23 protein-coding genes are annotated in these 24287 nt (G+C 57.5%); 12 read left to right on the top strand and 11 right to left on the bottom strand.

Annotated features, from left to right (window positions below):
- Positions 1 to 487 precede the first annotated feature (487 nt).
- Positions 488 to 1927, top strand: a complete 1440-nt coding sequence (locus QN222_RS27095) for a Mur ligase family protein (protein WP_283962967.1) — start codon at positions 488 to 490, stop codon at positions 1925 to 1927.
- 341 nt (positions 1928 to 2268) lie between these two features.
- Positions 2269 to 2502, top strand: coding sequence for a hypothetical protein (locus QN222_RS27090; protein WP_283962968.1), 234 nt, complete (start codon positions 2269 to 2271; stop codon positions 2500 to 2502).
- 86 nt (positions 2503 to 2588) lie between these two features.
- Here QN222_RS27090 and QN222_RS27085 read toward each other — a convergent pair whose 3' ends face one another.
- The 4 genes from QN222_RS27085 to QN222_RS27070 form a co-directional block, all read right to left on the bottom strand.
- Entirely contained in the window at positions 2589 to 3866 is a 1278-nt protein-coding gene (locus tag QN222_RS27085) for an ABC transporter substrate-binding protein (protein WP_283962969.1), read from the bottom strand.
- Positions 3867 to 4465: 599 nt separating this feature from the next.
- Positions 4466 to 5299, bottom strand: coding sequence for a carbohydrate ABC transporter permease (locus QN222_RS27080; RefSeq protein ID WP_283962970.1), 834 nt, complete (start codon positions 5297 to 5299; stop codon positions 4466 to 4468).
- The gene (locus QN222_RS27075; protein WP_283962971.1) at positions 5296 to 6180 is read right to left on the bottom strand and encodes a sugar ABC transporter permease; all 885 of its coding nucleotides are present in this window, start codon (positions 6178 to 6180) and stop codon (positions 5296 to 5298) included. Before QN222_RS27075 ends, QN222_RS27080 begins: the two co-directional genes overlap by 4 nt.
- Before the next feature lie 68 nt (positions 6181 to 6248).
- The gene (locus QN222_RS27070; protein ID WP_283962972.1) at positions 6249 to 7406 is read right to left on the bottom strand and encodes an ABC transporter ATP-binding protein; all 1158 of its coding nucleotides are present in this window, start codon (positions 7404 to 7406) and stop codon (positions 6249 to 6251) included.
- Positions 7407 to 7734: 328 nt separating this feature from the next.
- On the opposite strand from QN222_RS27070, the gene phnG reads away from it, so the two are divergent.
- The 9 genes from phnG to QN222_RS27030 are packed head-to-tail and all read left to right on the top strand — an operon-like array spanning position 7735 to position 15130.
- Positions 7735 to 8202, top strand: a complete 468-nt coding sequence (gene phnG, locus QN222_RS27065; protein ID WP_336621043.1) for a phosphonate C-P lyase system protein PhnG — start codon at positions 7735 to 7737, stop codon at positions 8200 to 8202.
- Complete coding sequence (gene phnH / locus QN222_RS30425) at positions 8199 to 8816, top strand: phosphonate C-P lyase system protein PhnH (RefSeq protein WP_369292082.1); 618 nt, start codon at positions 8199 to 8201, stop codon at positions 8814 to 8816. The genes phnG and phnH overlap by 4 nt, the downstream gene beginning before the upstream one ends.
- Positions 8807 to 9892 (top strand): carbon-phosphorus lyase complex subunit PhnI, encoded by a 1086-nt coding sequence (locus tag QN222_RS27060; RefSeq protein ID WP_283965930.1) that lies wholly within the window; start codon positions 8807 to 8809, stop codon positions 9890 to 9892. Before phnH ends, QN222_RS27060 begins: the two co-directional genes overlap by 10 nt.
- Positions 9889 to 10764, top strand: a complete 876-nt coding sequence (locus QN222_RS27055) for an alpha-D-ribose 1-methylphosphonate 5-phosphate C-P-lyase PhnJ (protein ID WP_283965931.1) — start codon at positions 9889 to 9891, stop codon at positions 10762 to 10764. Before QN222_RS27060 ends, QN222_RS27055 begins: the two co-directional genes overlap by 4 nt.
- Positions 10761 to 11552 carry an ATP-binding cassette domain-containing protein gene (locus QN222_RS27050; protein WP_283965932.1) on the top strand — a complete coding sequence of 264 codons (792 nt, stop codon included), beginning with the start codon at positions 10761 to 10763 and terminating at the stop codon, positions 11550 to 11552. The genes QN222_RS27055 and QN222_RS27050 overlap by 4 nt, the downstream gene beginning before the upstream one ends.
- The gene (locus QN222_RS27045; protein WP_336621042.1) at positions 11473 to 12720 is read left to right on the top strand and encodes an alpha-D-ribose 1-methylphosphonate 5-triphosphate diphosphatase; all 1248 of its coding nucleotides are present in this window, start codon (positions 11473 to 11475) and stop codon (positions 12718 to 12720) included. Before QN222_RS27050 ends, QN222_RS27045 begins: the two co-directional genes overlap by 80 nt.
- Positions 12721 to 12741: 21 nt before the next feature.
- Positions 12742 to 13641, top strand: a complete 900-nt coding sequence (locus tag QN222_RS27040) for a metallophosphoesterase (protein ID WP_284005672.1) — start codon at positions 12742 to 12744, stop codon at positions 13639 to 13641.
- Complete coding sequence (phnL, locus tag QN222_RS27035) at positions 13641 to 14414, top strand: phosphonate C-P lyase system protein PhnL (protein ID WP_283966012.1); 774 nt, start codon at positions 13641 to 13643, stop codon at positions 14412 to 14414. The genes QN222_RS27040 and phnL overlap by 1 nt, the downstream gene beginning before the upstream one ends.
- Positions 14414 to 15130 (top strand): DUF1045 domain-containing protein, encoded by a 717-nt coding sequence (locus QN222_RS27030; protein ID WP_283966011.1) that lies wholly within the window; start codon positions 14414 to 14416, stop codon positions 15128 to 15130. Before phnL ends, QN222_RS27030 begins: the two co-directional genes overlap by 1 nt.
- A gap of 351 nt (positions 15131 to 15481) precedes the next feature.
- On the opposite strand, the gene QN222_RS27025 is transcribed toward QN222_RS27030, so the two are convergent.
- From QN222_RS27025 to aepX, 6 genes are all read right to left on the bottom strand, one after another.
- Complete coding sequence (locus QN222_RS27025; RefSeq protein WP_284005671.1) at positions 15482 to 16264, bottom strand: SDR family oxidoreductase; 783 nt, start codon at positions 16262 to 16264, stop codon at positions 15482 to 15484.
- Between the two features lie 11 nt (positions 16265 to 16275).
- Positions 16276 to 17874, bottom strand: coding sequence for a hypothetical protein (locus QN222_RS27020; RefSeq protein WP_283965299.1), 1599 nt, complete (start codon positions 17872 to 17874; stop codon positions 16276 to 16278).
- Positions 17874 to 18482 carry a CDP-alcohol phosphatidyltransferase family protein gene (locus tag QN222_RS27015; protein ID WP_283965298.1) on the bottom strand — a complete coding sequence of 203 codons (609 nt, stop codon included), beginning with the start codon at positions 18480 to 18482 and terminating at the stop codon, positions 17874 to 17876. Before QN222_RS27015 ends, QN222_RS27020 begins: the two co-directional genes overlap by 1 nt.
- Before the next feature lie 22 nt (positions 18483 to 18504).
- On the bottom strand, positions 18505 to 19281 hold the full coding sequence (locus QN222_RS27010; protein ID WP_283965297.1) for a phosphocholine cytidylyltransferase family protein: 777 nt from the start codon (positions 19279 to 19281) through the stop codon (positions 18505 to 18507).
- A gap of 40 nt (positions 19282 to 19321) precedes the next feature.
- Entirely contained in the window at positions 19322 to 20512 is a 1191-nt protein-coding gene (locus QN222_RS27005) for an aminotransferase class I/II-fold pyridoxal phosphate-dependent enzyme (RefSeq protein WP_283965296.1), read from the bottom strand.
- Between the two features lie 63 nt (positions 20513 to 20575).
- Positions 20576 to 21484 (bottom strand): phosphoenolpyruvate mutase, encoded by a 909-nt coding sequence (gene aepX, locus QN222_RS27000; RefSeq protein WP_283965295.1) that lies wholly within the window; start codon positions 21482 to 21484, stop codon positions 20576 to 20578.
- Positions 21485 to 21819: 335 nt separating this feature from the next.
- Here aepX and QN222_RS26995 point away from each other — a divergent pair, with 335 nt between their 5' ends.
- The gene (locus QN222_RS26995) at positions 21820 to 22539 is read left to right on the top strand and encodes a GntR family transcriptional regulator (RefSeq protein ID WP_283965294.1); all 720 of its coding nucleotides are present in this window, start codon (positions 21820 to 21822) and stop codon (positions 22537 to 22539) included.
- A gap of 234 nt (positions 22540 to 22773) precedes the next feature.
- Here the strand turns inward: QN222_RS26995 and QN222_RS26990 are convergent, their stop codons facing one another.
- On the bottom strand, positions 22774 to 23514 hold the full coding sequence (locus QN222_RS26990; RefSeq protein WP_283965293.1) for a sulfite exporter TauE/SafE family protein: 741 nt from the start codon (positions 23512 to 23514) through the stop codon (positions 22774 to 22776).
- Between the last annotated feature and the right edge of the window lie 773 nt (positions 23515 to 24287).

Raw genomic sequence — 24287 nt, 5'->3', positions numbered from 1 at the left:
TAGTAGGCATCACAGCCGCGATCGACTAACAACTCCTTGACCTTGGGGAGGCGTCCGATGAGCGGGCACGCGCCCGTAAAGTCGCTGACCTACCTTCGGTGAGCAGCGGCGTAAAGGACGACTGAACCCGCCGGTGACGGCGTTAAGCTCGGAGTTCAGGCCGGCTTTGGTGCGTCCGATAGAGCGGGAAAGAGCCTGTTTGCAGGCGGTTGGCTGCGGTTCGATGAACCTGAGCTGGGTGGCATCGAGGTCGAGCTGCAGACTCGCCTGTGCCAATGTCGGCTTGGACCGAGCTGTGCGCGCAGCGTTCTAGCCAGAGGGCCGCACGGTGCACGCGCGAAACCATCAACGTTTTCCCAGTTTATGACATCGTTATTAAGAAATTTGGATGTATCCGACGGTCGTATCCAATCCCTCTTGTGGGCGAGATAGTGCATCCTTAGTCGTCCCTCAGCGACCACATTTCCGGACGGAGGGGACGGCGACTATGGGTAACTCGGTTTACAATCGCGAGAGCAGGTTTTCGGTTGAACACTTACATGTGCTGATCGACGGCGTGAATGAGGACGCGGTCGCCCTTGCTCAGCATCTTTCCCGTCGCGGCAAACGCGTGACCGTTCTTCACACTGAATACGGCGACCCAGAAAACGCCCGAAGGGCTTTGCGTGCCGAAGGCGGGAACGTCGATTTTCGGCTTCGAACTGAAATCGCCAATATAGGTGAAGCGGGAACGCTCTTCGTTTCCCCTTCGACGCCATCGCATGATGTCATTATCGATCATGCCCGCGCCAAGGGGTTCACTATTTCCAGTCTCGCGGACACTGTTCTGCGGGATGCGCCCGGTGGAACGGTCGGTGTAACGGGTTCGGCCGGGAAGACGACGACGACATTTCTGCTGTCGGCAATTCTGCGGAATGCGGGGTTCGACGTCATTGGCTCGACGGACTATCGGCTCACACCATCCGGGCCCGGAAAAGCAATGCTGGAAGCAGTCACGTCACTCAACGATGCCTCATGGGCCGTGGTCGAATTGACCAGCCACCACCTAAGTTATGTCACGACCAGCCCCTCAATTGGGGTTGTTACCAACCTTTTTCCAGACCATCAGGACTGGCACGGCTCTTTTGAAGCCTATCGAAGCGCCAAACAGAACCTGTTGCGGTTTCAGCAGAGCGGCGACGTAGCGGTGCTAAATTTCGACGACCCGGAAGTGCGCGGACATTTTCACGGGCTCGGGCGGGGACGCAACTTCTACTTTAGCGCTATGGACAAGATAGCGAATGGGATCGTCGTCGCTGATGGCCATATCGCCCTACGTTCCAGGGGTGGATGTCACAAAATTTGCGCTGTTTCGGAATTGAGGATGCCGCGCCATCATATACCGAATGCTCTCGCCGCTGCGGCGGTTGCCATCGAACTCGGAGTAAAGACCGAAACATTGCGCGACGCACTGGTGATCTTCCAGGGCCTTCCTCAGCGGTGTCAATTTCTCGGGATTCGAGACGGCATCGAGATATACGACGACACGATCGGCATGAATCCGCGAAAGGCGTTAAATGGCTTGGAAACTTTCCCCGATCAATCGCTGGTAGTGGTCTCCGGAGGCGCAGTCCAATCGGTCGGCGGGGAAAAACGAGTCAATAGCGCACTGGAAATGGGCGATCTAAGGCTGTTTTGCGAAGCGCTTCTGAGAAAAGCGACTAGCGTCGTGCTGTTCGACGAAGGCGGAGATATCATTGAGCGGACACTCGCAGAAACGGGTGGAATGATGCCGCCCGTTGTTCGCGCTAAAAACTTCGAGGCCGCTGTTCTTGAAGCCATCGGGGCCGCGCACCCCGGTGCGCGGCTGCTGATTTCTCCTGTCTTCTACAATCCGCCATTGGATGTGCGGCGTTTTCTCGAACATTTAGTCTCAAAGTCCGGTTGAAAAGACGCCCTGCGGAGATTTGCCATAACTTTGTTTGATATGACCTATGCTGCAAAGTGACGCGCTGAGGACCCACTGGCGTCGTGCCGATGCCATCGACCGAAGCGGTGGTCCAATCCCAGCGGGATGAGCCCAGAACTGCTTCCTGGTGGTTCACCGCTTCGCTCACAGGCCGGTTGCGGCACAGGGCCGGGCCTCGTCCGCCCTTACCGATTCCGAGTTGAACGGTGGGGATGACGCGTTGCCGCTGATGGTAAAAATCCGAGAGCCCAAGAAATCCGAAAGCGAAAATAGCGGGTGGGGATATGCGACCTGCTTCGGAGCATACCAGGCTGGAGCGAGTGAATGAGTCCAGCGGTCGTCTGGTGCCGCGGCGCGGTGCAACTGCCGACTTCGCCTGCCATCTTGAGAGGACCTGGTCAGTGGACGACAAAGTGATCGATGTCGAAAGCAGCGATTACCGCATCGTGCTACCGCTAGAGATGGAAGCCTATCTCAACCGCTGCGGTTTCGGTTTGGTGGGGCTGCCGACAATGCGGTCAAGTGATTTGAGCGGGACGCGCACTGGCTGGTAGCCGACTAAGCCGAATTTTAGGAGAAGTGACGAGCCACCCATGGCTCGCCTTTTGTATAGCGTGATCAGGTGCTTGGAGTTACCTGCTCAAGTGGGCGGCAGGAGGGCTCGAACGTCACGGACCATGTCGTGCAGCACCGCTTTCGGCTCGCGACGCAAGGTCACGACTGACTGGATGTGATCCCGAATCAGATCGGTGATCTTGATCGCATTCTGACCGGGGAAGCCGGGCCATGCGGTCAGGATCGGAAGTTGCTGAACGCCCACCATCGCGTTCGGATTGTCAGCATAAAACCTTCCAAGGAATTCGGGTGTCCTTACCGCAATGTCGTTGGCCGGAATATAGCCGGTGGTGTTGACGAGCTTCGTCTGAGCTTCCGGTCCCGTCATGTACTTGATGAAGTCCCAAGCGGCTTTCTGACGGATAGGATCTTTGGTCACAATCATCGCCGCATTGCCGCCTACTGGCAATTTGCCGTTCGGCTTGAGTGGCAGGTTGGCGGTGCGGATTTGGAATTCACCCATGGCTGCCTTCTCGGCGGAGCGCAAATAGCTGCTGGCGGTGCCGAGGATACCCATGGTGCCGCTCGAAAAGGCTTGCCGGCTCTGATTGAGCGACATCTCGATTTGGCCGGCTTGGCCAAACTGCTTGAACATCTCCAAGGACCAGAGGCCTTCCGGACTGTCGAAACCGACATCCTTCTGATCTGGCGTCATGATTCGGCCACCCTGGCTCATGACCAAGGCCATCCAGGTCCAGGCGCCCGAATGCCCGATATAGGCGTAGTGGAGGCCCATTACGCCGTTTTCGAGCCCACGGATCCTTCTACCCAATTCTATAATATCAGGCCAATCGGCAGGCAACTTGTCTGGGTTGCCGCCCGCTTTCTCCACAAGGTCGAGATTAAAGAACAGCGTTGGCGACGATATCGCGAAGGGCAGGCCGAAGGTCTTGCCGTTGACTTTGGCCATGTCGAGAAGCGATGGCTGGTAGCCGAGGGATGCTTGGTTGCCCTCTGCGTTTACGAAGGGATCCAGCGGGATGGCAGGGCCTGGCTGGGCAAGTAGATTGATGCGGTTGAAACCCTGGAACGCGACGTCCGGGACGTCGCCAATTACCGATGCGCGCCTGACACGTAGAGTTAGATCGTCATAATCCGGTGAAGGAGTGTCTACGGTAACGCGGATGTCTGGCCGTTTTTGCGCGAAATCGGCGCAGAGGCCATCGTAGAGCTCCTTTGGCGTGCTCGTTATAATGCGAAGAGCGATCGGCGCTGATTGAGCCAGGGCCGGCGCAGCTAATGCACCGGCGGCTATAGCGGCAGTTCCGCGAAGAAAATCGCGTCTGTTAAGGTCGGAAATCATATCCATTCCCCAAGTGGCTGTAATGCTTTATGGCCTTCAGCTTTGATAGCAGCTTTGGAAAAATGTCCCCTTTCCAGCAGTTATCTCGGCCGCGCCGACATAAAAAGCATTGTCTCATGTTACAGAGTTGATGGCACAGTGACCACCTCGTGAAGAAGAATGGATGAGCCCTTGACTCATACCCACCTTCTGTCTTCACTGGTGTTCCCCAAGCAGGCGATAGTGATGAAGGCGAGTCTTAGCCAAAAGCACTTCAATGGGAGCTTAAACCGAAGAAAACGACCACTCATGTTGGCGTCGCAAAGGACCGTGTGAACAGGAAGTCTCTTTTGCCATCAATAAGTACTGCATCATCGTCCGGCTTGCTTGAGGAGAACGGTTGGCGGCAGAAGAGGAACTCGCGCGCCGCATTCACGGCACCTTCGGCGGGCGCGAGGAGATTCTGGGAAGTTCCGAGCGTTCGCCCGTAAGAGAAATAATCGTGGCTCTGCGGTTGGCAGCCACAATTATGTACCTGATGCCAATGATGAAAATCCGACGACGATCAAGCTCCGATACAAGATTTTATGAAAGTATTCATCGAAGTCCCAGGCAAGCTGTCATTTGACGCCGCCGGCAGTTAGGCCCCTGATGAACCAGCTCTGCGCGACCAGGAAAACAATCACCAGCGGCGCGACCACGATGGTACTGGCCGCCATCAAGGGGCCATAATCTATTCCAGTGTCTTCGTTCTTGAAGGCCATGAGGCCCAGCGGAGGAGGCATAAGCTCCTGGGAGCGAACCGCGATAAGCGGCCAGAAAAGATCGTTCCAATGGCCCACGACTGAAAATATCGAAAACGCGATCAGCGCCGGTACTGCCATGGGCAGCATTATCCGCCAGACGATGGCGAATTCCGACATGCCGTCCAGCCGCGCCGCGTGCACGATGTCGTCCGGTATAGTGTTGAAGAACTGGCGAAACAGGAAAATGCCAAACGGGGAGACGATGAACGGGAAAACGAGCGCGGCATAGGTATTCAGCAGATTAAGCTGATGGGCCAAGATGAAGAGCGGCAGCGCGAGCACCTGGCCCGGAACGAGCAGGCCGATGAGCACCAGCGCAAAAAGGACATTGCGGCCGGGAAATTTGAGTTTGGCTAGTGCATAGGCGATCGGGGTACAGACAAGTAATTGAAGAGTCAGGATGACACCACAGACAAAGAAGCCATTGAACATGAAGCGTGGAAGAGGCGAGGCCGTCATAGCCCGAGTATAGTTCTGCGCCGCGTGCCAAGTTTGCGGCAGCAGCGAGAACGACCCGTTAAAGCTCTCACCCGGCGGTTTTAATGAGAGGCTGATCATCCAAATGAAGGGTACAAGAACGAAAGTCGTAGTGATGGCCAAAAAACTGTGACGACCCAAGCTTCGGAGTGAAATGGTGAATGGCTTCATTGATAGTGCACCTTTCGATCCATGATCCGGGTCTGGATCAGCGTGAGCGCCACAACGATCATGAGGAACACGACGGTCACCGCCGCGCCATATCCTGTCCGCAGATACTGAAAGCTTTCGCGATAGAGGGTGTAAAGCAGCACGTCAGAGGCGTGATTGGGGCCCCCTTGGGTGAGGGTTTGCACGGTGTCAAATATCTCAAGCCCATGGAGAGCTACGACGATGACGACGAACATCAGCACTGGCCCGAGCATGGGGAGAGTAATCAGGCGGAAACGGTCGAACCAGAAATCGATTCCATCCACGTCCGCGGCGTCGTAGAGGTCGCGCGGAATGGCCGTTAGGCCAGCCAGGAAGAGTACCATTGCGAAGCCGAGGTTCTGCCAAATCCCGATGATCGCGAGGACGGGCAGAACGGTTCTTTCATCGCGAAGCCAATTTGCGGTCGGTAATCCGGCCGCCGTTAGGACCTGATTGACCAGGCCGATCGTCGGATGAAGGAGCGCTTCCCACGTGATCGCCATGGCGGCCAATGTTGCCATGTAAGGGAGGAAATGGACCGCACGGTAGAAGGCGCGCATGGTTTGGCCGCTTTCGATTGCCAGCGCGACGGCGAGGCCTAGGACAATAGTCCCTGGAACGACGATTGCCGTATAGAGCATCGTGTTGGCGAGCGCTTTACGAAACGCCGCGTCCGCAAAGATCTCGGTGAAGTTCTTGAGACCGACGAAATTCAGAGACGCCGCACCGAATTGCCAATCCGTGAAGGCGATGACCAGGACGCCGGCGACCGGCAAGATGAAGAGTGCAACAAGCAAAAATAGGCCGGGGGCGGCGAGCGCGCAGGCAACTAGGCTCTCCGCAAGACGCAAACGGCGCAACGCTACCTCTGTCGGTCGAAATGTCCGAGCATCTGCGTGGTTCGGCGGCGGGCCTTGCTCGACGACGGTCATCGTACAAGTCCCCGAAGAGGTGTGACCGAGGCTTGCGGCTTCAACCGTTTGCCGTCCTTTGAGAAGAGGAGCACCTGCTCCGTTGTGATGCGCAGATGTAGACTGCTGCCCGGCGCGATGTGGCTGCTCCAAGCGGGGAGGCGGGCGATAACTGGATCAGGAACACCGCTCAGATCCACGTGGACGAAAAGGTCAGATCCCATGTGCTCGATCAGGCGAACTATGGAGGAAAGCGAATTTGGATCTCTGCTATCGGTGAGACGGAACGCTTCTGGCCGAATTCCTATAGTGAGAGTGTCCTGCTTTGCATCAAATTCAAGCGGCAGCACCTGCCCACCAATCTTGGCGAGCCCGCCTTCGCGCACTTTAACATCAATCATGTTGATCTTCGGCGAACCGACGAATTCCGCCACCCTACGATCATGTGGGTTGGTGTAGATCTCTTGGGGCGGCGCAACCTGAAGAAGCTCGCCGTCGAGCATGACCGCCACGCGATCGGAAAGCGTCATCGCCTCGACTTGATCATGGGTCACGTAAATGAAAGTGACGCCCAGCCGTTGGTGCAACTCCTTGATTTCCGCGCGCATCTGGACACGCAGCTTAGCGTCAAGATTGGACAGCGGTTCGTCCATCAGGAAGACCGCAGGCTGGCGCACCATGGCTCGGCCTACGGCGACGCGCTGGCGCTGGCCACCGGAAAGCTGGCTCGGCTTGCGATCGAGAAGGTGGTCAATGCCGATAGATTTCGCGATCCTCGCGACCTCACTGGCGATTTCCGCCTTCTTGGCTGCAGTCCCCGGAACGAATGCACTGAAGACCGGAAGGCGCTGCAATGTATTCAAGCGTCGCATCAGCAGCGGAATGGCGAGATTTCTGGCGACACTCATGTGCGGATATAGCGCGTAGGACTGAAACACCATGGCGACATCGCGCCGCTTCGGACGCAATCCGTCCACCGCGCGTCCGCCGATCGCGACAGATCCTTCGTCCTGAAGCTCGAGACCCGCGATGATGCGCAGAAGCGTCGATTTCCCGCACCCGGAGGGACCGAGCAGCGTCAGGAACTCGCCGGGAACAACATCCAACGAAAGGTTCCGAATGACGTTCGTGGAGCCGAAATTCTTGCAGATGTTGCGCAGTTCAAGTCCAGACATCGCTCCCTCTTCATTCTTGATTCTTGATCGCCAAGCGAAAGCCAGCGCGGGAGTGAGATTGGCGGTAGGCTCGTATCAGATCGGTGACAAATTCGTGACGGTTGGATGAACAAGCGCGTGACTCTCAGGTCGTCATGCCTAAGTTGCGGGATCTGCCTAAAATATGAGCTGGAGTGATTTTGCCTTGGGAAGGACCGGCTCGGCATATGTGTCACCGCCGCGCTTGTCCGGTTTTCGTCATCCAGTGTTCACGACTGCCACAGTCAGAATGGTGTAGACACTGCACCGGCCTCGCGGATCGCCGAGGCGTTACGGTTTTTGTGGCTCCATGATGTGTGAAACTTCCCTGCTTTCAGATCGTAGATGCTGGATGTCCGCCCTTGCGACGGCACCGTCGGCGGCTTTGTCTGATAGCTGGCAGGCGCTGCCGGCCCAGCCGGACTTTACCTGGATCAGCCCTCCGCAGTTCGAGACGGTCATGCTGCGCGCCCGCGCCGACGGCAGTGGAATGTTGTTCAATCTTGGCGAAATGACTGTCACGCGATGTTCCATTTCATTGCGCACCGGTACCGTGGGGATCGCGTGTATTGGCGGGCGGGATAAACGGCATGCGGCAATTGCGGCAGTCTTCGACGCCATGATGTTATGCCCAGAGGAGACGCCATGGCGTGAGCGCGCGCGCGAGGCAGTGCTTTCCATCGCAGAGACAAGCAGGAAATATCAAGTGGGGAAGGCAGCGAAAGTGCGTGCGACCGAGGTCTCATTCTCAATGTCAGTCGCGGGGCAGCCAACATGACGGCGCCACACCTTGCCTCGCGCTGTGCGACTGTGACCCCGTCCGAGGCGGTTCAGCTTGCGCAGGCTAGTTTCAGATCTATTTTGCGCGCCTTCAGCCATCCCGGCAAAATCGTTGCGGCGCCGCGAATGTCCCAGACGGTCGGGCCGATGAGCGAGGGCATGTTGTCTGCCGTGCTTTGTCTTTTGGACGGTGAGGTTTCCACGTGGCTCGATCCGGCTTTCAGGACCTCGGAAATTGAAGAATTCCTCCGGCTGCGGATGGGCGTCTCGGTCAGCCCTGATCCAACTGATGTCGATTTCGCTCTTATTGGCGATGCGCAGGAAATGCCAGACCTGAGGACGTTTAGAGCAGGGACATTGATGGAGCCAAATCGCTCAGCGACGCTTCTCATTCAGCTACCGAGTCTCGTGGGCGGAACTCCGATATCGCTGTGCGGACCCGGAATCAAGAACGCAGTATCGGTCGCCCCCAGTGGCCTACCGCCGTGGTTCTGGACGTCATGGGATGGAAACGCAGCTCGCTTCCCCGTGGGCGTCGACGTTCTCCTTGTCGATGCCAATAGCTTCTCGGGCCTTCCTCGCTCGATACGCCGGAGTTCTCAATGCTCGTAGCAATCCGTGGAGGCGAACAGGCGATCGAAAATGCGGAGCGGCTGCTTATCGAGCAGCGCCGCGGTGATCCCGCGATTTCAGAATTATCGGTCGAACAGATTGGCGAACAATTATCCTTGGCCGTCGATCGCACGATGAATGAGGGCGCGCTTTATGACAGACACGCAGCGAGCCTTGCTCTCAAGCAAGCACAGGGCGATGCGGCAGAAGCGGCGTTCCTTCTCCGGACATTTAGGGCAACGTTGCCACGAGCGGGTTACTCCGAGCCGCTCCACACCGCCTCTATGCAGATCGAGCGGCGGATTACGCCGATCGTAAAGGAGGCACCCGGCGGTCAATACTTAGGAGCAACCTACGACTACATTCACAGGCTTCTTGATGAGAAACCGACGGGTCCCGATAAATCTCCGATTTCGACTGACAACGAGAGCGATCCTATCATTGCGCCGCATCTTGCCGATCGACTTGCCCGCGACGGGATTGCTGAAAAATTGCCGTCCGCAAATTCAGGCGCTGACATTTTCGACATCACGCGCGATCCGGTTATGTATCCGGCCAACCGGGAGGTTAGGCTGCAGTCCTTGTCAAGGGCGGACGAAGGTTTCCTGACCGGCCTAGCAAACTCCACCCTTCAGGGTTACGGAGAGAACTTTCCGCTGGTGACCGAACTGCGCGTGGGCGACGTGGCAGTGGATTTTACGATCCCTGAACTGGGGTTTGCAGTCACGATTGGGCGAGTGACGCTAAGCGAATGCGAAATTCTCAACAAGAAGCTGGATGTGCAAAGCGATGAACCTCGCTTCACCCGTGGTTACGGACTCTCCTTAGGGCGGAGCGAAAGGCGGGCGATGGCGATGGCCGTTAATGACCGAGCATTGAAGGGCCGCGATTTAGGTGAGGCTGTCCAGTGCCCCATCGAGGATGAGCAGTTCGTGCTGTCAAACGCTGACGGTGTCGAGGCAGCCGGTTTGCTGCAAAGCCTGAAGTTGCCTCACTATGTCAGCTTTCAGGCAGAACTCAAGCGCTTGAGGGACATTCAAGCTAAACACCTACTCCGAGGGGAGAATTCACAATGATCCCCGTGAACGCAGGTCTTCAGGAGCAGCGCTCCTACAATTTCGGTTACTTAAACGAAGTCACGAAGCGCATGCTTCGGCGCGCGATTTTGAAAGCGGTCTCGATTCCAGGCTTTCAGGTACCGATTGCGGGGCACGAGATGCCACTTCCTCCCGGTTGGGGGACTGGCGGTATGCAGATCACGGCAGCGCTGATCGGTCGCTCCGACGTACTCAAGGTGATCGATCAGGGCGCCGACGATTCCATCAATGCCACAAGCATCCGAAGATTCTTCGAGCGCGTCACAGATTGCCGTACCACCTCATCGACGCGCGAAGCGACAATTATCCAGACCCGGCACCGCATACCGGAGGAGCGACTTTCTGAAGGCCATATCATCGTGCTTCAGGTGCCGCTGCCGGAGCCAATGCGATCGCTGGAGCCCTCGGAGACTGTGACCCGACGCCTCCATGCGTTTCAAGACTACGGAATGCTCTATGTCAGACTCTATGAAGACATGGTGAGACTCGGTGATGCCGGCGGCGGAACAAATCATCCTGTACTCGTCAATGGTCGGTATTTCGCAGCCCCGTCGCCGATCCCGACATTCGACAACCACAAACTCGATCGCAGTCCGGCATTGATGTTGTTCGGAGCCGGCCGCCATCGGCGTATCTACGCCATCCCGCCGCACACCTCCGTCGAAAATCTGTCATTCCGCGACCGGCCGTTTGTCGTGCGAAAGGTTGAGGGCCGATGCAGCGTGTGCGGATCGACTGAGAGCTACCTGGATGTGATCTCTGATGATAATGGCATTAGCGGTTTCGTCTGCTCGGATACCTCCTTCTGTGCCACTCGGCGAATTGGCGAACCCGTAGGTAGCCGAGCATGACCGGCCTCGCTAGAAATCAGTTGGTGCTGCGGGCCCGATCGGTCGCCAAATGTTTCGGTGGCGGTCGGCTCGGCTGCCACGACATGTCTCTGGAAATCGCATCTGGGGAAGTCGTCGCCATAGTCGGGGAGAGTGGTTCCGGAAAGACGACCTTCCTGCGTTGCCTTGGCGGTCATCTGCGACCCGACCATGGCATCGTGGAACTTCGGAGCAAAGATGACACCCTACATCCAATATGGTCGCTTCAGGAAGAGCAACGTATCCGGCTCCTGCGCTCGCACGTCGGTTTTGTCCATCAGCGTCCTCGCGACGGACTGCGCACCAATGTTAGCGCAGGCGCCAATATCGTCGAACCCTTGGCACTTTCGGGTCTTCGCGATTTTTCCCAGATGCGCCGGATCGCAAAGGAGTGGCTCGATTGTGTCGAGATACATCCCGGCCGTGTTGACGATGTTCCGGGCTCCTTTTCAGGCGGGATGCAGCAGCGCCTGCAGATCGCGCGCAGCTTGGTCAAACGTCCCTCGCTGCTCCTCATGGATGAGCCGACCGGTGGTCTCGACCTCTCGGTTCAGGCGCGGATTCTCGATCTTCTGCGCAATTTGGTGCGCGAACTCCGCGCGGCCGTTGTCCTCGTTACCCACGATCTCGGAGTTGCGCGCATGCTCGCGGACCGGATGTACGTTTTGAGATCAGGAATGATCGTCGAGCATGGCCTCGCAGATCAGGTCCTTGATGACCCCCATCACCCCTATACGCAATTGCTCGTGTCGTCGATGTTGCGAGCATGACCGCAAGACATATTGGAGAGCAGAAATGACGCGGATAGTTCTTGGCAACGCAAGGATCGTGTTGCCAAACGATGTCGTGCACGGCCATGTGACGGCCGAGGGCGGCTGGATCACCAGCATCGATACCGGGCGAAAATTGCCGGTCGGAGCCATTGATTTTGCCGGCGATTTCCTCATGCCGGGTCTGGTCGATCTGCACAGCGATCATCTCGAGAAGCATATTATGCCGCGAGCAGGCGTCTACTGGCATGCTCTTTCGGCGGCAGTCTCATACGATGCCCAGGTGATCAGTTCTGGTATCACGACGATGTTCGACAGTTTCGGACTCGTAGGGGAAGAGTTCGATAGCGACCGCAATGGCGCTCTCGGGCGCATGCTGCAGGGCATGGAGGAGGCCGCAATTGAAGGGTTGCTACGCGCTGATCATTTCATCCATCTGCGTTGCGAAATCATCGAAGCCGACATTGTGGAGCGTTTTGCTACCTTGCAGGAGCATCCTCGGCTGAAGCTGGTTTCCCTGATGGACCACACGCCCGGACAGAGGACCTTTCCCGACTCGAATAAGTGGAAGATGCACCAGAAGCGCAGGACCGGCGCTTCCGATGCGGAACTCGACGCCATTTTGGCGGCACGGCAGGAAGCACGAGATCAATACGCTATCCGAAATCGGCGCGCCATTTCTAAAATCTGCCAGGAGAAGGGCATTGTCGTGGCAAGCCACGACGATACCACGCTCGACCATGTTCTCGAGGCGAAAGAGCTCGGTAACAGAATTTCCGAGTTTCCGACCACCCGTCTGGCTGCGACCGAAGCGCGTAGGCGGGATGTACAGATTGTGATGGGAGCGCCCAACCTAGTACGCGGAGGATCGCATATCGGCAATCTCTCTGCCAGCGAATGCGCAAGAGCGAGTCTGCTCGACGTGTTGGCCTCCGACTACATTCCAGCAAGCCTTCTGCATGCCGCTTTTCTCCTGAATGGGGAGACGATCGGCTGGACGCTGCCTCAGGCGGTCGCCACGGTAACGTCATCTCCCGCAGCATGCGTGGGCCTCGATGATCGAGGCGAAATAGTCCTGGGAAAGCGTGCCGATCTCCTGCGGGTCCGCCTTCACAACCGGCTGCCCGTCATCCGATCCGTGTGGCGCGCCGGCAACCTCGTTTATTGACCTCCAACGCCGTGAAACATCATGACCGATTCCTCATTTATCGCCTTTATCTCCGATCCTCACTTGTCCGCAGATCGGCCTTTCTTTCAGTTCAACTGGGAAATCCTGCTCGATGAACTGTCACAGCGACAGCCGGATCTGGTTCTTGTCGGTGGGGATCTCGCGCTCGATGGGGCGAATAACCCGTCAGATCTACGGTTTGCGCGACGACAACTCGATCGGCTGCCATGCCAGTGGCTGGCGGTTCCGGGAAATCACGATATTGGCGATATCGCCAAATCGGCCGTTCCGGAAACCGCAGTCAGCGAGGAACGCCGGAACCGCTATCTCGAAGCGATCGGCTGGGATTTCTGGTCGTTCGACGTAGGCGAGTGGCGGATCATTGGGCTGAACAGCATGATTCTCACGTCGGGGTTCGCAGCAGAAGCGGAACAGGAGAAATTCCTGGCGGACGCGATTGCGGAGGCCGGTTCTCGGCGGATCGCTCTCCTGTCCCACATGGCCGTCTGCGACGTTGCGCTGTCGGAATTTGACAAAACCGGCTGGTTCATGCCGGCTGAAAGCCGCGCGATGCTAAGTACCTATCTCCTTGGGGGGAAGGTCGAGCTCGTCTTGAGCGGTGACATGCACCAGAGCCGGGATCGTCTGATCGACGGTGTCCGGCATGTCTGGGCTCCCAGTACGGCCTTTGTGACGGATATGATGGAAGAGTGGCGTCCGAAATTTGGCGGGCGTAAACGCGTCGGTTGGACAGAGGTGAAACTAGGCAAGGAGATCGAAGTCCAGATGCATGAACCACGTCGTATGGTGGATTTCGACGTCGGCAACTGGGTCCATGACGGCGCCAGGCTCTATTATGAATTTGCCCGCAGTAGCCGCTTTGCCGGTTTCGGAGCTGCCTCCAAGGCGATCACGCTGTGATGGCAGATGATCAACTGCAAGACCCGGCAGGATATCGTAGCCGTCCTGCGATACTGCATGCCAAGGGCCTCGCCAAGAGCTTCACGGTCCACACCCAGGGTATCACCCTTCCGATCTTCGACAATGTCGAACTTACAGTGAAGTGCGGCGAATGCGTTTGCCTTCACGGTCCTTCCGGCGCCGGCAAGTCGACGCTCTTGCGCTCGCTTTATGCCAACTACAAACCGGATGTCGGCAAGATCCTCGTCGAGCACGTGGGCGAGACGGTCGACTTGCTCGCCGCCGAACCCTGGAAAGTGATTGAAATCCGCCGCAGTACGATCGGTTATGTCAGCCAATTCCTGCGCGTCATTCCCCGGGTTCCAACCCTTGACGTGGTCGCCGAACCAGCTATCGCAAACGGCATGCCAGCCGAGGCGGCTAAGGCGCTTGCCAAAACCCTGCTAACCCGCTTGCGCATCCCCGAGCGTTTGTGGTCGCTGGCCCCCGCCACCTTCTCCGGTGGCGAGCAGCAGCGAGTCAACATCGCCCGTGGCTTTATCGTCGATTACCCGATCCTGCTTCTCGACGAACCGACCGCCTCGCTTGACACTACCAACAGCGCGACCGTCGTTGATCTGATCAACGAGGCGAAATCCCGCGGCGCCGCCATCGTGGGCATTTTTCATGACGAGGAGGTTCGCGACGCCGTTGCCGACAGGCTGTTAGAGATGGGCAATCAATCGGCCGCTACCGCTGCGTCCGGTGTTGCCGAAGCAAAGGCGTGCGCCTGATGCCGCAACCAAGCACTCCCCGCTACGCCATTTATTACACACCAGCTCGTGCGCATCCGCTGACCGTAGCGGCGAGTTCCTGGCTTGGCCGCGATGCGTTCGGCAGGGTTGATGCTACCAATGACCCCCGGCCCGAAGCGGACGTCCTCCTAACTTCCGAGCCGCGCCGGTATGGTTTTCACGCAACGATCAAGCCACCCTTTCGGTTGAAGGAAGGCACTTCCGTTGAGGATCTGGAACAGGCGCTCAGCAAATTTGCTGGCTCACGGCCCCCGTGTCCGATCGGGCCTCTAAGGATCGATCTCCTGGGCGGTTTCTTTGCGCTTGTTCCTGCCAATCCGATGCTGACCTTGCGTAATTTTGCTGCGCAGATCGTAGAAGAGTTCGATCGTTTCCGGGCGCCGATGATTGCATCGGAACTCCAGCGGCGGCTGCAAACTCCGCTTGATGAGATCGAGACAGTTCATCTCGTCCGGTGGGGCTATCCCTACGTGCTCGATCGTTTCCGATTTCATATGACGTTGACCGGCCGCGTTCCCGAAGAGGGTCGAGCACAGACAAGAGCGCGTCTGAAGACGGTCTTCGAAAATTACCTGTCTGAGGATTATCGCCTCGATACCTTGTCCCTGTTTGCGCAGGAGCGCGACAAGGCCGATTTCGTTGTACGTTCGCAGTTCGCATTGAAAAGCGCAGCGCTGCTCGCAATGGGGATCTGACCCACTCGCATCACAATGCAAACCTTGACCGGCGGCACCTCGCTCAGGACGCTTCATGAAGACGCGGCCCGCGGTGCTTCATCAGGCGGTGATGCGACCGCGAACACAGCCCGCCCGGTGGATCGGTCTTCGAGAGGCCTGACTTTCCGAGGGCGATTAGAAGAATTCGATACTAAACGATAGGATTCAGAGGGTTTTTCGGTCAGAATATTCGCTGATGACCACAATCGCGACTATCGTTTGAACTAATCGAGGCTGCGCCTTGGATACTGGTCATCGTTGTGGTCTCAGCAAATACGCAGTGATGCGTGGAGGGATCCTCTTTGCACTTCAGATTGTCGTTTCATCGGCTTAGGCGCTCGCAGTTAGGCCGCCATCGACGTATAGAATCTGCCCCGTCACGTACCGCGCAAGCGGAGACGCAAAGAACAGCACAGCGCCAGCCACTTCGACTGGCGTTGCCAGGCGGCCGAACGGAATGTTCCCAACCGCGCGCTTAAATGCTGTTGGATCCTCAAGCGCCTTGTCGTTCTTTCGCGTGCGCACAAGTCCTGGCGCTACGCCGTTCACCGTAATACCGTGCGGCGCTAGTTCGGTTGCTTGCTGCTTCAGCAGAACGGCCAAGCCGCCCTTCGCCGCGCAAACCGCACTGTACCCGCGGTTGCGGAAGCCGAGTGACGAACGAACCGAGAGAAGGTGGATCTGGCTGCCACCCCTACCGGCGGCCACCTGATGGGAGGCGACGGCCTGTGAGAGGAACATTCCCGGCCGCAGTGTTTTGGCAAAGACTTCGTCGAAGGCCCGCTCGGTCACATCCAGCAACTTCTCCTCGTTGTTGAAGCCGACGCAGTTGACCAGAATGTCGATGCTGCCATAGCGATCCGAGATGGAGGTCGCGAGCATTCGGACGGCCGTCACATCACAGGCGTCCATCTCGAAGCCTTCGGCACTACAGTCCTTGTCGGTGAGTTCAGCGGCGAGCTCGCGGGCCTTACTTCCGTCGCGCCCGGCAATGACGCTCGTCGCGCCCGCCTTTGCCAACATTTGCGAAATCGTGGTCCCGATCGCACCATACCCGCCGACGACGAGTGCGACTTCGCCGTACAAGCTGATTGGGCTGTCGAACTGGACCATATCGTGGGCGATCATTTTGCCCTCCCTCGACTGGCGGGAGGTGGTGAGGTGACATATCGACGAAGGTCTTGCGGAGCAACGCGGGTCGCATGCCACTTCGCGGTGCCATATTGGCCCTTAAATACGGGTCCGAGGTGTTCGCTCGCCGCGCCGCCCATCCGCATGGTCCCTGAAATTGTGCCGCTCCCGGTGACTTCGCCGTCGAACGCGTAGAATAGCCAGATCGGTGTCCTTTCGTGTGCAGCCTCGAAATGGACAGCTCTGCCGCTGACTTCGCCTGAAATTGCGCCGGCGCTCTGTTCCGTGTGATGCACGCCGCTGATCTTCGAGTTCTTCTGCTCGATTTGAAAGCGATGTCTCGACGACCCATGGAGAAATTCAACGTCGACCTCCCACGCTCCCGAGATGTCGACCGTTGCGGCCGTTTTGGGAACTGAACGGGCGATAAGTTGAGGGACGGTAAATGCAGTTGCCAGAGCCTCCCCGACGATTTCGGCCTCTTCATCAGAAAGATTGACGGGATCCAACGTGATTGATGTTGGCGTCGACCAGAAATCATGGATGAGTATCCGTGGCCGGCGCTCGAGCATCGCAGATCGTAGCGCCTCGGCGTCAAAGGGAATCATTGTTGGGTCCCAACTCACCTTCAGACGAGTTGCCGTCACCGAACCTGACCAGGTCATCACTTTTGTCGCAACACCTGGTACAGCGGCAAAATGGGACGATATGCGCTTCAACCGAGGGAGCCACTGTTCGCGCTCGGTTCGAGCCGACTGAAAATTGATCCATCGGTCAAGCGCAACGACCGCGCCGATGGCCTCTTCCTTGCCGACCTTCATTAGGCGACCGAAGGATTGATGGGGTGCAGCATTCCACCACATCGCCCGGCAGAGGTGCTCCTTGCCGAGAACAATGCCGGTGGACTGCGGGCCGCGGATGTATTTTCCGCCTGCATAGACGACCAAATCAGCCCCACGAGTGATCAATCGGTCCGGATTTTCGGGCGAGAGCCCCGCGGCATTGATCAGGATGGGTACCGCATTCGCTTGCGCCACAGGCCTGACGAAGTCCAGAGACAATGCCGAAGACTCGTGCTTGCGGCCGAGCAAGCAGATCATCGCAATCCCCCCGGCAATCGCATTCAGCAGTTCCTCAGCCGTCGAAACCGAGACGATGTCGCCTCCGGCAACACGGATTGCCTGCTCGTAGGCGAAACGCTGGTCGGCGGGGATAACCACCTTGTTTCGAAGGCCTGATGTGTCCGGCAATTTCAACATCAGCTCGGGATTGTTGCCGGCTATGCAGGCCGCGGTGGCGAGTGCCAAACCGGAGGCGGTGCCCGCTGTAACAACACCCCATTCCGCGCCCGTGAGCGCAGCCATTTTTTTGCCAACACCCTCGGCGAGCTCATCCAGGTCCACGAAGGCTTCTGCTGCCGCCGTCATTGCGGCGATCACTTCGCCGCTCGGGTTGCTTGCACCGTAGTTCGTCCGAACGCCGACGCAGTTGATGACCGGTTCAACGCCGAGTGACCTGTAGACCCATCCTAGAGTTTTCGGATCGATCTTGTCGAACGAATGCGGAACCTCAGAGGCGGAGGGCGACGGCATCAAAATGCTCCCCTGTGAAGTAGAATCGCTGATGCCGCGATGGCGAATACAGTGATCAGCAGGTACATGACCTTGTTGGGGGACGGCACGCGAACGGAGGCTACGTGGGCAATGCCGAGCGCGATAAACGCGACATCGACAATCGGCACGAAGCCGTCCGGCTGCAAGAGGGGCCGAAACAGGAGCAGCGCCGCCAGCAATGGAATGTCGTAGGATAAAGGCACACCAAGAAAGCGCCCCTCACTCGATTTCCCGAAATTCGCGAAGTAGCTCAGTCGGATTGTGCCGGTGAGCAACAGCAGTATCGCAATGAAAAACGAGAGTCGCGAGACATTGTTCAACTGAACAACGATCACAGCCGGGAGGATCGCCCCATAAATGATGTCGCCAAAGCCATCGAGGCTTTTTCCCATCTTCGCTATATCAGGCTCGCGATTGCGCGTATAACTGGCAACGACGCCATCAAGGTGGTCCGCGAGGACCGCCCACAATCCGGCGGCAACAGCGAGATCAAGGCGCCTGTCCAAGGCGAAACAAAGTGCAACCGACGAGCATATCAGGCCAAACATCGTGATCGCATTGGCTGGATCGATGAGATAACGAAGCATTACCTTCTCCTCCACCGAGCCGCTAGCACACGATTTCGCGGGCGGTCAGGAACATTGCCTCTGCAATGCGCAGATCGTCCTCATTGTCGATCTCATACCACCGAACGCCGTCACATCTGGCGGCGGCGATACGCAAGTCCTTTATCTGCACGAGGTCGGAGAGCAACTCTTCGGTATAAGACTTTACGGCTCCACAGCCGATGAGATGGTCCAGATGCGGGACGATCGTCTCGCGGAGATCAGTGCCGGAAAAGCGTATCAGATTCATGGTTTTAAAGAGCTGCGGCGACCCGTCAATCAGGTTGGCCGCCGTCTGCTTCATCCGAACTTCGGCGATGTAGTCGTTCTCTGTCAGGACAACAGCAGAGCCTTCCATCGACGGGTCGAACGGTGCGACCGCGGCGACATTTTCTGCTCCTATCGTCCCGAGATAGTGAAGTGCATCCAGCTCGAAAAAGACGTCCCCTTCCAGGAGGTAGATGTCGCCGGTCAGCAGCGCATGGCGCGCCAACCAAAGGGAATACGCGCTGCCTGTCTTGTCGAAGACCGAAGACTCGACATAGTTGATTTCGAGATTACCGAAGTGGTTGCCGCAGGAATACTTGATATCATCCTTGCGGTAGCCAACGACGATCGTGACGTCCTTTACGCCGACAGCTTCAAGGTTGCGCAGCGCGTTGTGTAGGATCGGCGTACCGTTGACTTCGACGAGCGGCTTTGGCCGAAGGTCGGTCAAAGGCCGCAGGCGAGATCCGCAACCTGCGGCGAGTATGACGGCCGTCTTGGGAGCATTCGTCATTCTTGTAGTTCCCTAGTGTTGGCGCCGCTGCATGATCTTGTCATTCCCAGGCGTTCAGGACCTCGACGAGCCGGGTGAGGCCGATCTCCAGTTTTTCGGGCGGTACGCCGTAGGAGAGGCGAAGGCCAGCCGGGTCACCGAATGTCATGCCCGAAACCGCGGCCACCCCAGCTCTCGCCAGCAGAGCGTGCACGACATTGTCGACCGTCTTGGCCTCGTCATTGCCGAATCTCACGCCGAGCAGACCGGAAACGTCGAGGTAGAAATAGAAGCCCCCCGTCGCCTTCGGTACGGGAATCCGCGTCAGGGCCGAAAGTGCGCTGAGACCCGTCTGCCTGGCTCTCGCGAGGTGCGACCGCAGATGGCTCTCATAGCTGCCATCGCTGTTTAGAAGGTATGTGAGCGCCGCGTGCTGCGCGATCACATTCGGGTTCGAGGTTGTATGTGATTGCAGGGCCTTCGCCGCGCTGATCACGTCTTTTGGTCCGGCGAGATAACCGATCCTCCAGCCCGTCAGTGCCAGCGACTTGCTGAAGGAGTTGACGATCAGAGTGCGCGGGCGAGCTTCCGGGAGGATCGAGACGATCGGACAATGGGCATCGTCAACGTGGATGAAGTCGCCATAGCATTCGTCGAAAATGATCCATAGGTCGCGTTCGATCGCAAGCTTTCCGATGCCAAGCAACGTTTCGGAATCATACACGGCGCCAGTCGGATTATTCGGGGTGTTGATAACCATGGCGCGGGTTTGGTCAGTGATTGCGGCCGCGATATCCTCGACCCTCGGTACATAGCCATTGGCGCGCGTCTCCACATGGACGGGCTTTCCGCCAGCGATCAGTACCTGCGCCGGAAAAGTCGTCCAGTACGGCGCAGGAATGATGACCTCGTCACCAGGGTTGAGCAGCACCATGGCAGCGTTGAACAGCGCCTGTTTGGCGCCACACGTTACAGCGACCTCGTCGGCGTGCCAGACCTGGCCGGTATGGCCGGAGATCTTCTGGGCGAGCGCCTCGCGAAGCTCTATCATTCCGATAGTGTCGGTGTAACGGTTGATGCCCCTGCGGATCGCATCGAGAGCACCGACCCGGACCGTCGGGGCAAGATCGCTCCAGATCTCGCCGGCAGTCAAATCGATAATCTCTTTTCCCGGCTCGGCTGCCGCCTTAGCCGCAGCGCGCGCCGCAGCCGTCCCCGACGATTTGAACAAGGCTGTCCGTTGCGCAAGCATGTGCGCGTCCTCAAGAAATTGATGGTCGAAGTTGTGCCGGTCTCAAAGTGCTCTGCCCGGTCATCAGTGCTTCGGCAGATAGCGATCTTCAGCCGATGCCAATTCATCGTATTGCAACAGTTCAAAGACCTCCTCGAGCGTGGCGACTTCCGGCTCGACTCCGGCAATGCTTTCTTCGGCGGCTATGCGAGCGCACACCGCGCGCATCCCGGCGACTGCTGCCCGCATCGCATGATTGGCCCAGATCACCGTCGAGATGCCGGCATCTCGATAAGCCGAGACCGGCGTTCGGTAGTATTTCGTGGGCACAATCACGATCGGAAGCGTCTGCCACTCTTTCGCGAAAGCGAGAATCTCGTCCGCATCGCTCTTACGCGAATGGATCAGGATCGCGTCGGCGCCAGCGTCAGCGTAGGCGTCCGCGCGGTGTAGCGCCTCGTCCAGACTGTAGTCGGCGATTAACGCTTCGATGCGAGCGACCAGCAAGAGGTCGTCCCCCGTTGTGTCCTTGACGGCTCTTAGGCGGCCTGAAAACTCATCGATATCGACCAGCGGGTGGCGGTCTCCCACGAAACTGTTCCTCTTCGGAAAGGCCTTGTCTTCCAGGCAGACGCCAGCGCCACCGTGCTGCAAGAGCTTCATCGCCAGTAGCCGGGCGTTGTTGAAGTTGCCGAACCCAGACTCGCCGTCGACGAGGATTGGCAGTCCGCTGGCGTCGGCCATGCGCTCCACCACGTCCACGACTTCAGTCCAACTCGCCTCGTTCGCGTCTCGATAGCCGAGCGCCGAGGAGATCGAAAGTCCGGAGGCCCAAAGCCCCTTGAAGCCAGCCTGCGTGGCGATTGCTGCCGAAAGCCCGTCATGGGCCTCCATGAGGAAAGACAGATCGCTGGAGCAGACAAGAGCGCGGAGGGTCGTCGTCGGGTCCTCAACGGCGGCGATCGGCCCGGGTATAAAAGCTCCCCGATTCATTGTCATTCCTCCTTCATAAAAGCTAAGGCTGAATGCATTTTTCATGAAAAGCAATAGCTAACCAGGTATATTTCAAAGAATATCCTCGCGCTGAATTCCATGAGCGATTTGCAATCGCAAGATAGCAATAATAGTACGTCGTTATATTTTAGAATATATGGCGTTGACAACGCATCGTTTCTCCGAATGATTGCCGTAATATTACGGTGCTCTAAATCGAGCTACAAAACGTCTATTAAGTGTTGTCGCCAAATATATGGGGTGTGTGACAGAACGAGCTTTCTGGCATGCCGTTTGGATATCGTTCAAAAACGTCGACAAAGGAGAGCGTAGAGATGTGGTTCTGTGAAAAGGCCGCCCAGTGTCATGGAATAGACCTATCAAAATTTCCCACCGAACCGGCGGCGCGTGGAAAGGCCGACGCAGCCTACGATGCAGTAGTGCAATTGCTCTGCAGCCACGCCTTGGTGCCGGGACAGCATCTCAGCGACCGGGACCTGGCGTTGAAACTCAAGATGGGCCGAACTCCCCTACGCGAAGCGCTTATCCGACTTGCAGCTGAAGGAAAGATCGTATCGCTTCCCCAAAGGGGCTACTTCACGAGGCCCCTCATCGAGTGGGCTCTGTTGGACTCATATGCCGTGGCGCGCGAAATTCTCGCCTTCGCATTAGCGCGTGTACGGCCTCAGGCTGCCTGCCATTGCGCCCCCTTTGATGAATTGACGCCGGCCGAACTCGCACTTAGGGCGGAAGCGATCTTCACCGAAATCGCCCAGGCGGCATCAAATTGCGAGATGTGCAAAATCATCGACAAGTTCTGTTTTTGCACTCACACTGTACGCATGGAAATAGCCGCATCTGAGATTTCAACTTCTTTCGGGAGAAGCATCGCAAAGCTAACGGACGCGATGCCCCAACTCGGCAGCGCACCGGGTGTGGTGGAAGCCGCATTAATAAGCCACCTCGACTTAGAACGAGGTGCTCTGCCGCGTGTCGTACAGAATATGAACACACGCTGGCTCACAAGCTTCCCCCTTGTAGCGAGAAGCTTGTGAGTCAATCCCGTCTGAAGACGGAAGTACGCCTGATACGGGCCTATACTAGGATGAACTCACTTTCATTCAAGTTCAGGGTCATTTGCGGTGCTTTGGCTGGAGTCAGGAGCACCCCCGACTGTAACATCCACGATATGCGTAGTCGCACGGCCGAGTTCAGTCGCTGTGATGCTGCTTTTTTTCGATGCAGCGTTCGCCATGATCGAGCAGGCTTTGCGCAGGCTCGCGCCCTCGCTACCAAAGCAGCTTGAGGCCCGACATCAGCAAAAGAGCAGCAAGGATCGCGCGCAACCAGCGATCTGCCAGATATCGGCTTCCAACGAATGCGCCGATCGATCCGCCCGCCGCTACGGCAAATAACCAAAATGGCAACGACGTTGGCAGGGCATTCCAATATGCATGGGCGCCTATCAAGGCGGCGGCAGAGTTGATCAGATTATAAGCCGCGGTTGTAGCTGCTGTTTGATGCGCGTTTCCCCAATTCATAACCAGCATTAATGGGGCAAGAAATACGCCGCCGCCCGTCCCGGTTGTTCCCGCGAAGAAACCGATGATAGCGCCTGTCGCTAAAGCAGGCCAGAAGGGCGGCACGTTTGGTGAGGAGACGGCTGCACCTTTGCGAAGTGCGGACCGGGCCATTTGGGCCGCAGAGAGCACGAGGATCACACCCACAATCGGATAGTAAAGTTCTTCCTGAAGATGAACTGCTCCGCCGACCAGGGAGAATGGGAAGCCCAAAATGGCAAAAGGATAGACATTCCGCCACGATAAGCGTCCAGACTTCATGAAATGGAAGGTGCCGACCGTTGCGACCAAGAGGTTCAGGGCAAGGGCTGTAGTCTTCATGGCCGCTGGGGCGAAACCGACAAGTGCCATTGCGGCGATATAGCCCGACGCTCCAGCCTGCCCGACTGCCGCATATACCAATGCGATGGCAAGGAAGGCTGCCGCGAGCCCGATCACTTCAGCGTCCAACGGCTTGCCCCACTTTTTCGGGTCACTTCCTTCGACATTGCCGACTTATTCGATTCCAAGGCTTGGCCGGGCGCCTCGCGGCACAGTTAGTCGTAAATTTTGAGCAGTTGAGTTTTAGTGACCGTCGGTTTCGTCTCGCGCGCCTTGCCGCGGACACGAGCGACGAGGGCAGCTGCGAGACCCGGATCCAGCTCGCGACCTTTTTCCTTCAGCACAGTGGCAATAGCGTTCGCGCCGGAATGCTTGCCGATAACAATCTGCCAGCGGGGGGCACGAAAGCGGGATCGAACTATAAGTGCGAATATCCTTCAGCAGCGCTGCGGCATGCACACCGGATTCATGTGTGAAAACATCGGGGCCGACGAATTGATCGACGGCGGTTTTTGAAGAGCCGGGTATTTACGGCGGCGATGGTATTTTCGGTGAACCTGCTCATGGCACGATTTCTCGTTAGTCCGTGAATCCGCTGTGAGCAACGATGCACGTATCGTGCCAGAAAACACTTTCCAAACAACGGGATCTCTCTACTAACTTTGCTGCATGCCCGACATTAGCTGGGCAGGCCCGTGGAGGATCTATTCGTCAGTTCCCTAAAGCGGGTCGCCATTTATGGCATACAGGATTGAACCAAGGCGCTGACGCGGGAGAGTTGCATGTTTGCAAGGCTCGGTCTGTTGACGGGAGATAGGAGTGTTGAGATCCGACCCTGGCGCGAGTCCGACAGATGATCGGCGCCTGGACGGTAGTGCGCCCGCTGACGCCCCCGTAAGATC

The sequence above is a fragment of the Sinorhizobium sp. 6-70 genome (genome assembly GCF_030124375.1).
GTDB lineage: Bacteria > Pseudomonadota > Alphaproteobacteria > Rhizobiales > Rhizobiaceae > Sinorhizobium.
Note: the sequence above shows the minus strand (reverse complement) of the source record. Positions and strands in the feature narration are given on the sequence as shown.

Bases quoted from the DNA above. Each gene is read 5' to 3' on its own strand.
- aepX (WP_283965295.1), bottom strand. From the start codon at position 21,484: ATGAATCGGGGAGCTTTTATACCCGGGCCGATCGCCGCCGTTGAGGAC.
- QN222_RS27005 (WP_283965296.1), bottom strand. From the start codon at position 20,512: ATGCTTGCGCAACGGACAGCCTTGTTCAAATCGTCGGGGACGGCTGCG.
- QN222_RS27060 (WP_283965930.1), top strand. From the start codon at position 8,807: ATGCTCGTAGCAATCCGTGGAGGCGAACAGGCGATCGAAAATGCGGAG.
- QN222_RS27015 (WP_283965298.1), bottom strand. From the start codon at position 18,482: ATGCTTCGTTATCTCATCGATCCAGCCAATGCGATCACGATGTTTGGC.
- QN222_RS27010 (WP_283965297.1), bottom strand. From the start codon at position 19,281: ATGACGAATGCTCCCAAGACGGCCGTCATACTCGCCGCAGGTTGCGGA.
- QN222_RS27045 (WP_336621042.1), top strand. From the start codon at position 11,473: ATGGCCTCGCAGATCAGGTCCTTGATGACCCCCATCACCCCTATACGC.
- QN222_RS27050 (WP_283965932.1), top strand. From the start codon at position 10,761: ATGACCGGCCTCGCTAGAAATCAGTTGGTGCTGCGGGCCCGATCGGTC.
- QN222_RS27070 (WP_283962972.1), bottom strand. From the start codon at position 7,406: ATGTCTGGACTTGAACTGCGCAACATCTGCAAGAATTTCGGCTCCACG.
- QN222_RS26995 (WP_283965294.1), top strand. From the start codon at position 21,820: ATGTGGTTCTGTGAAAAGGCCGCCCAGTGTCATGGAATAGACCTATCA.
- QN222_RS27080 (WP_283962970.1), bottom strand. From the start codon at position 5,299: ATGAAGCCATTCACCATTTCACTCCGAAGCTTGGGTCGTCACAGTTTT.
- QN222_RS27030 (WP_283966011.1), top strand. From the start codon at position 14,414: ATGCCGCAACCAAGCACTCCCCGCTACGCCATTTATTACACACCAGCT.
- phnG (WP_336621043.1), top strand. From the start codon at position 7,735: ATGATGTGTGAAACTTCCCTGCTTTCAGATCGTAGATGCTGGATGTCC.
- QN222_RS27055 (WP_283965931.1), top strand. From the start codon at position 9,889: ATGATCCCCGTGAACGCAGGTCTTCAGGAGCAGCGCTCCTACAATTTC.
- phnL (WP_283966012.1), top strand. From the start codon at position 13,641: ATGGCAGATGATCAACTGCAAGACCCGGCAGGATATCGTAGCCGTCCT.
- phnH (WP_369292082.1), top strand. From the start codon at position 8,199: ATGACGGCGCCACACCTTGCCTCGCGCTGTGCGACTGTGACCCCGTCC.
- QN222_RS27040 (WP_284005672.1), top strand. From the start codon at position 12,742: ATGACCGATTCCTCATTTATCGCCTTTATCTCCGATCCTCACTTGTCC.
- QN222_RS27085 (WP_283962969.1), bottom strand. From the start codon at position 3,866: ATGATTTCCGACCTTAACAGACGCGATTTTCTTCGCGGAACTGCCGCT.
- QN222_RS27095 (WP_283962967.1), top strand. From the start codon at position 488: ATGGGTAACTCGGTTTACAATCGCGAGAGCAGGTTTTCGGTTGAACAC.
- QN222_RS27020 (WP_283965299.1), bottom strand. From the start codon at position 17,874: ATGCCGTCGCCCTCCGCCTCTGAGGTTCCGCATTCGTTCGACAAGATC.
- QN222_RS27025 (WP_284005671.1), bottom strand. From the start codon at position 16,264: ATGGTCCAGTTCGACAGCCCAATCAGCTTGTACGGCGAAGTCGCACTC.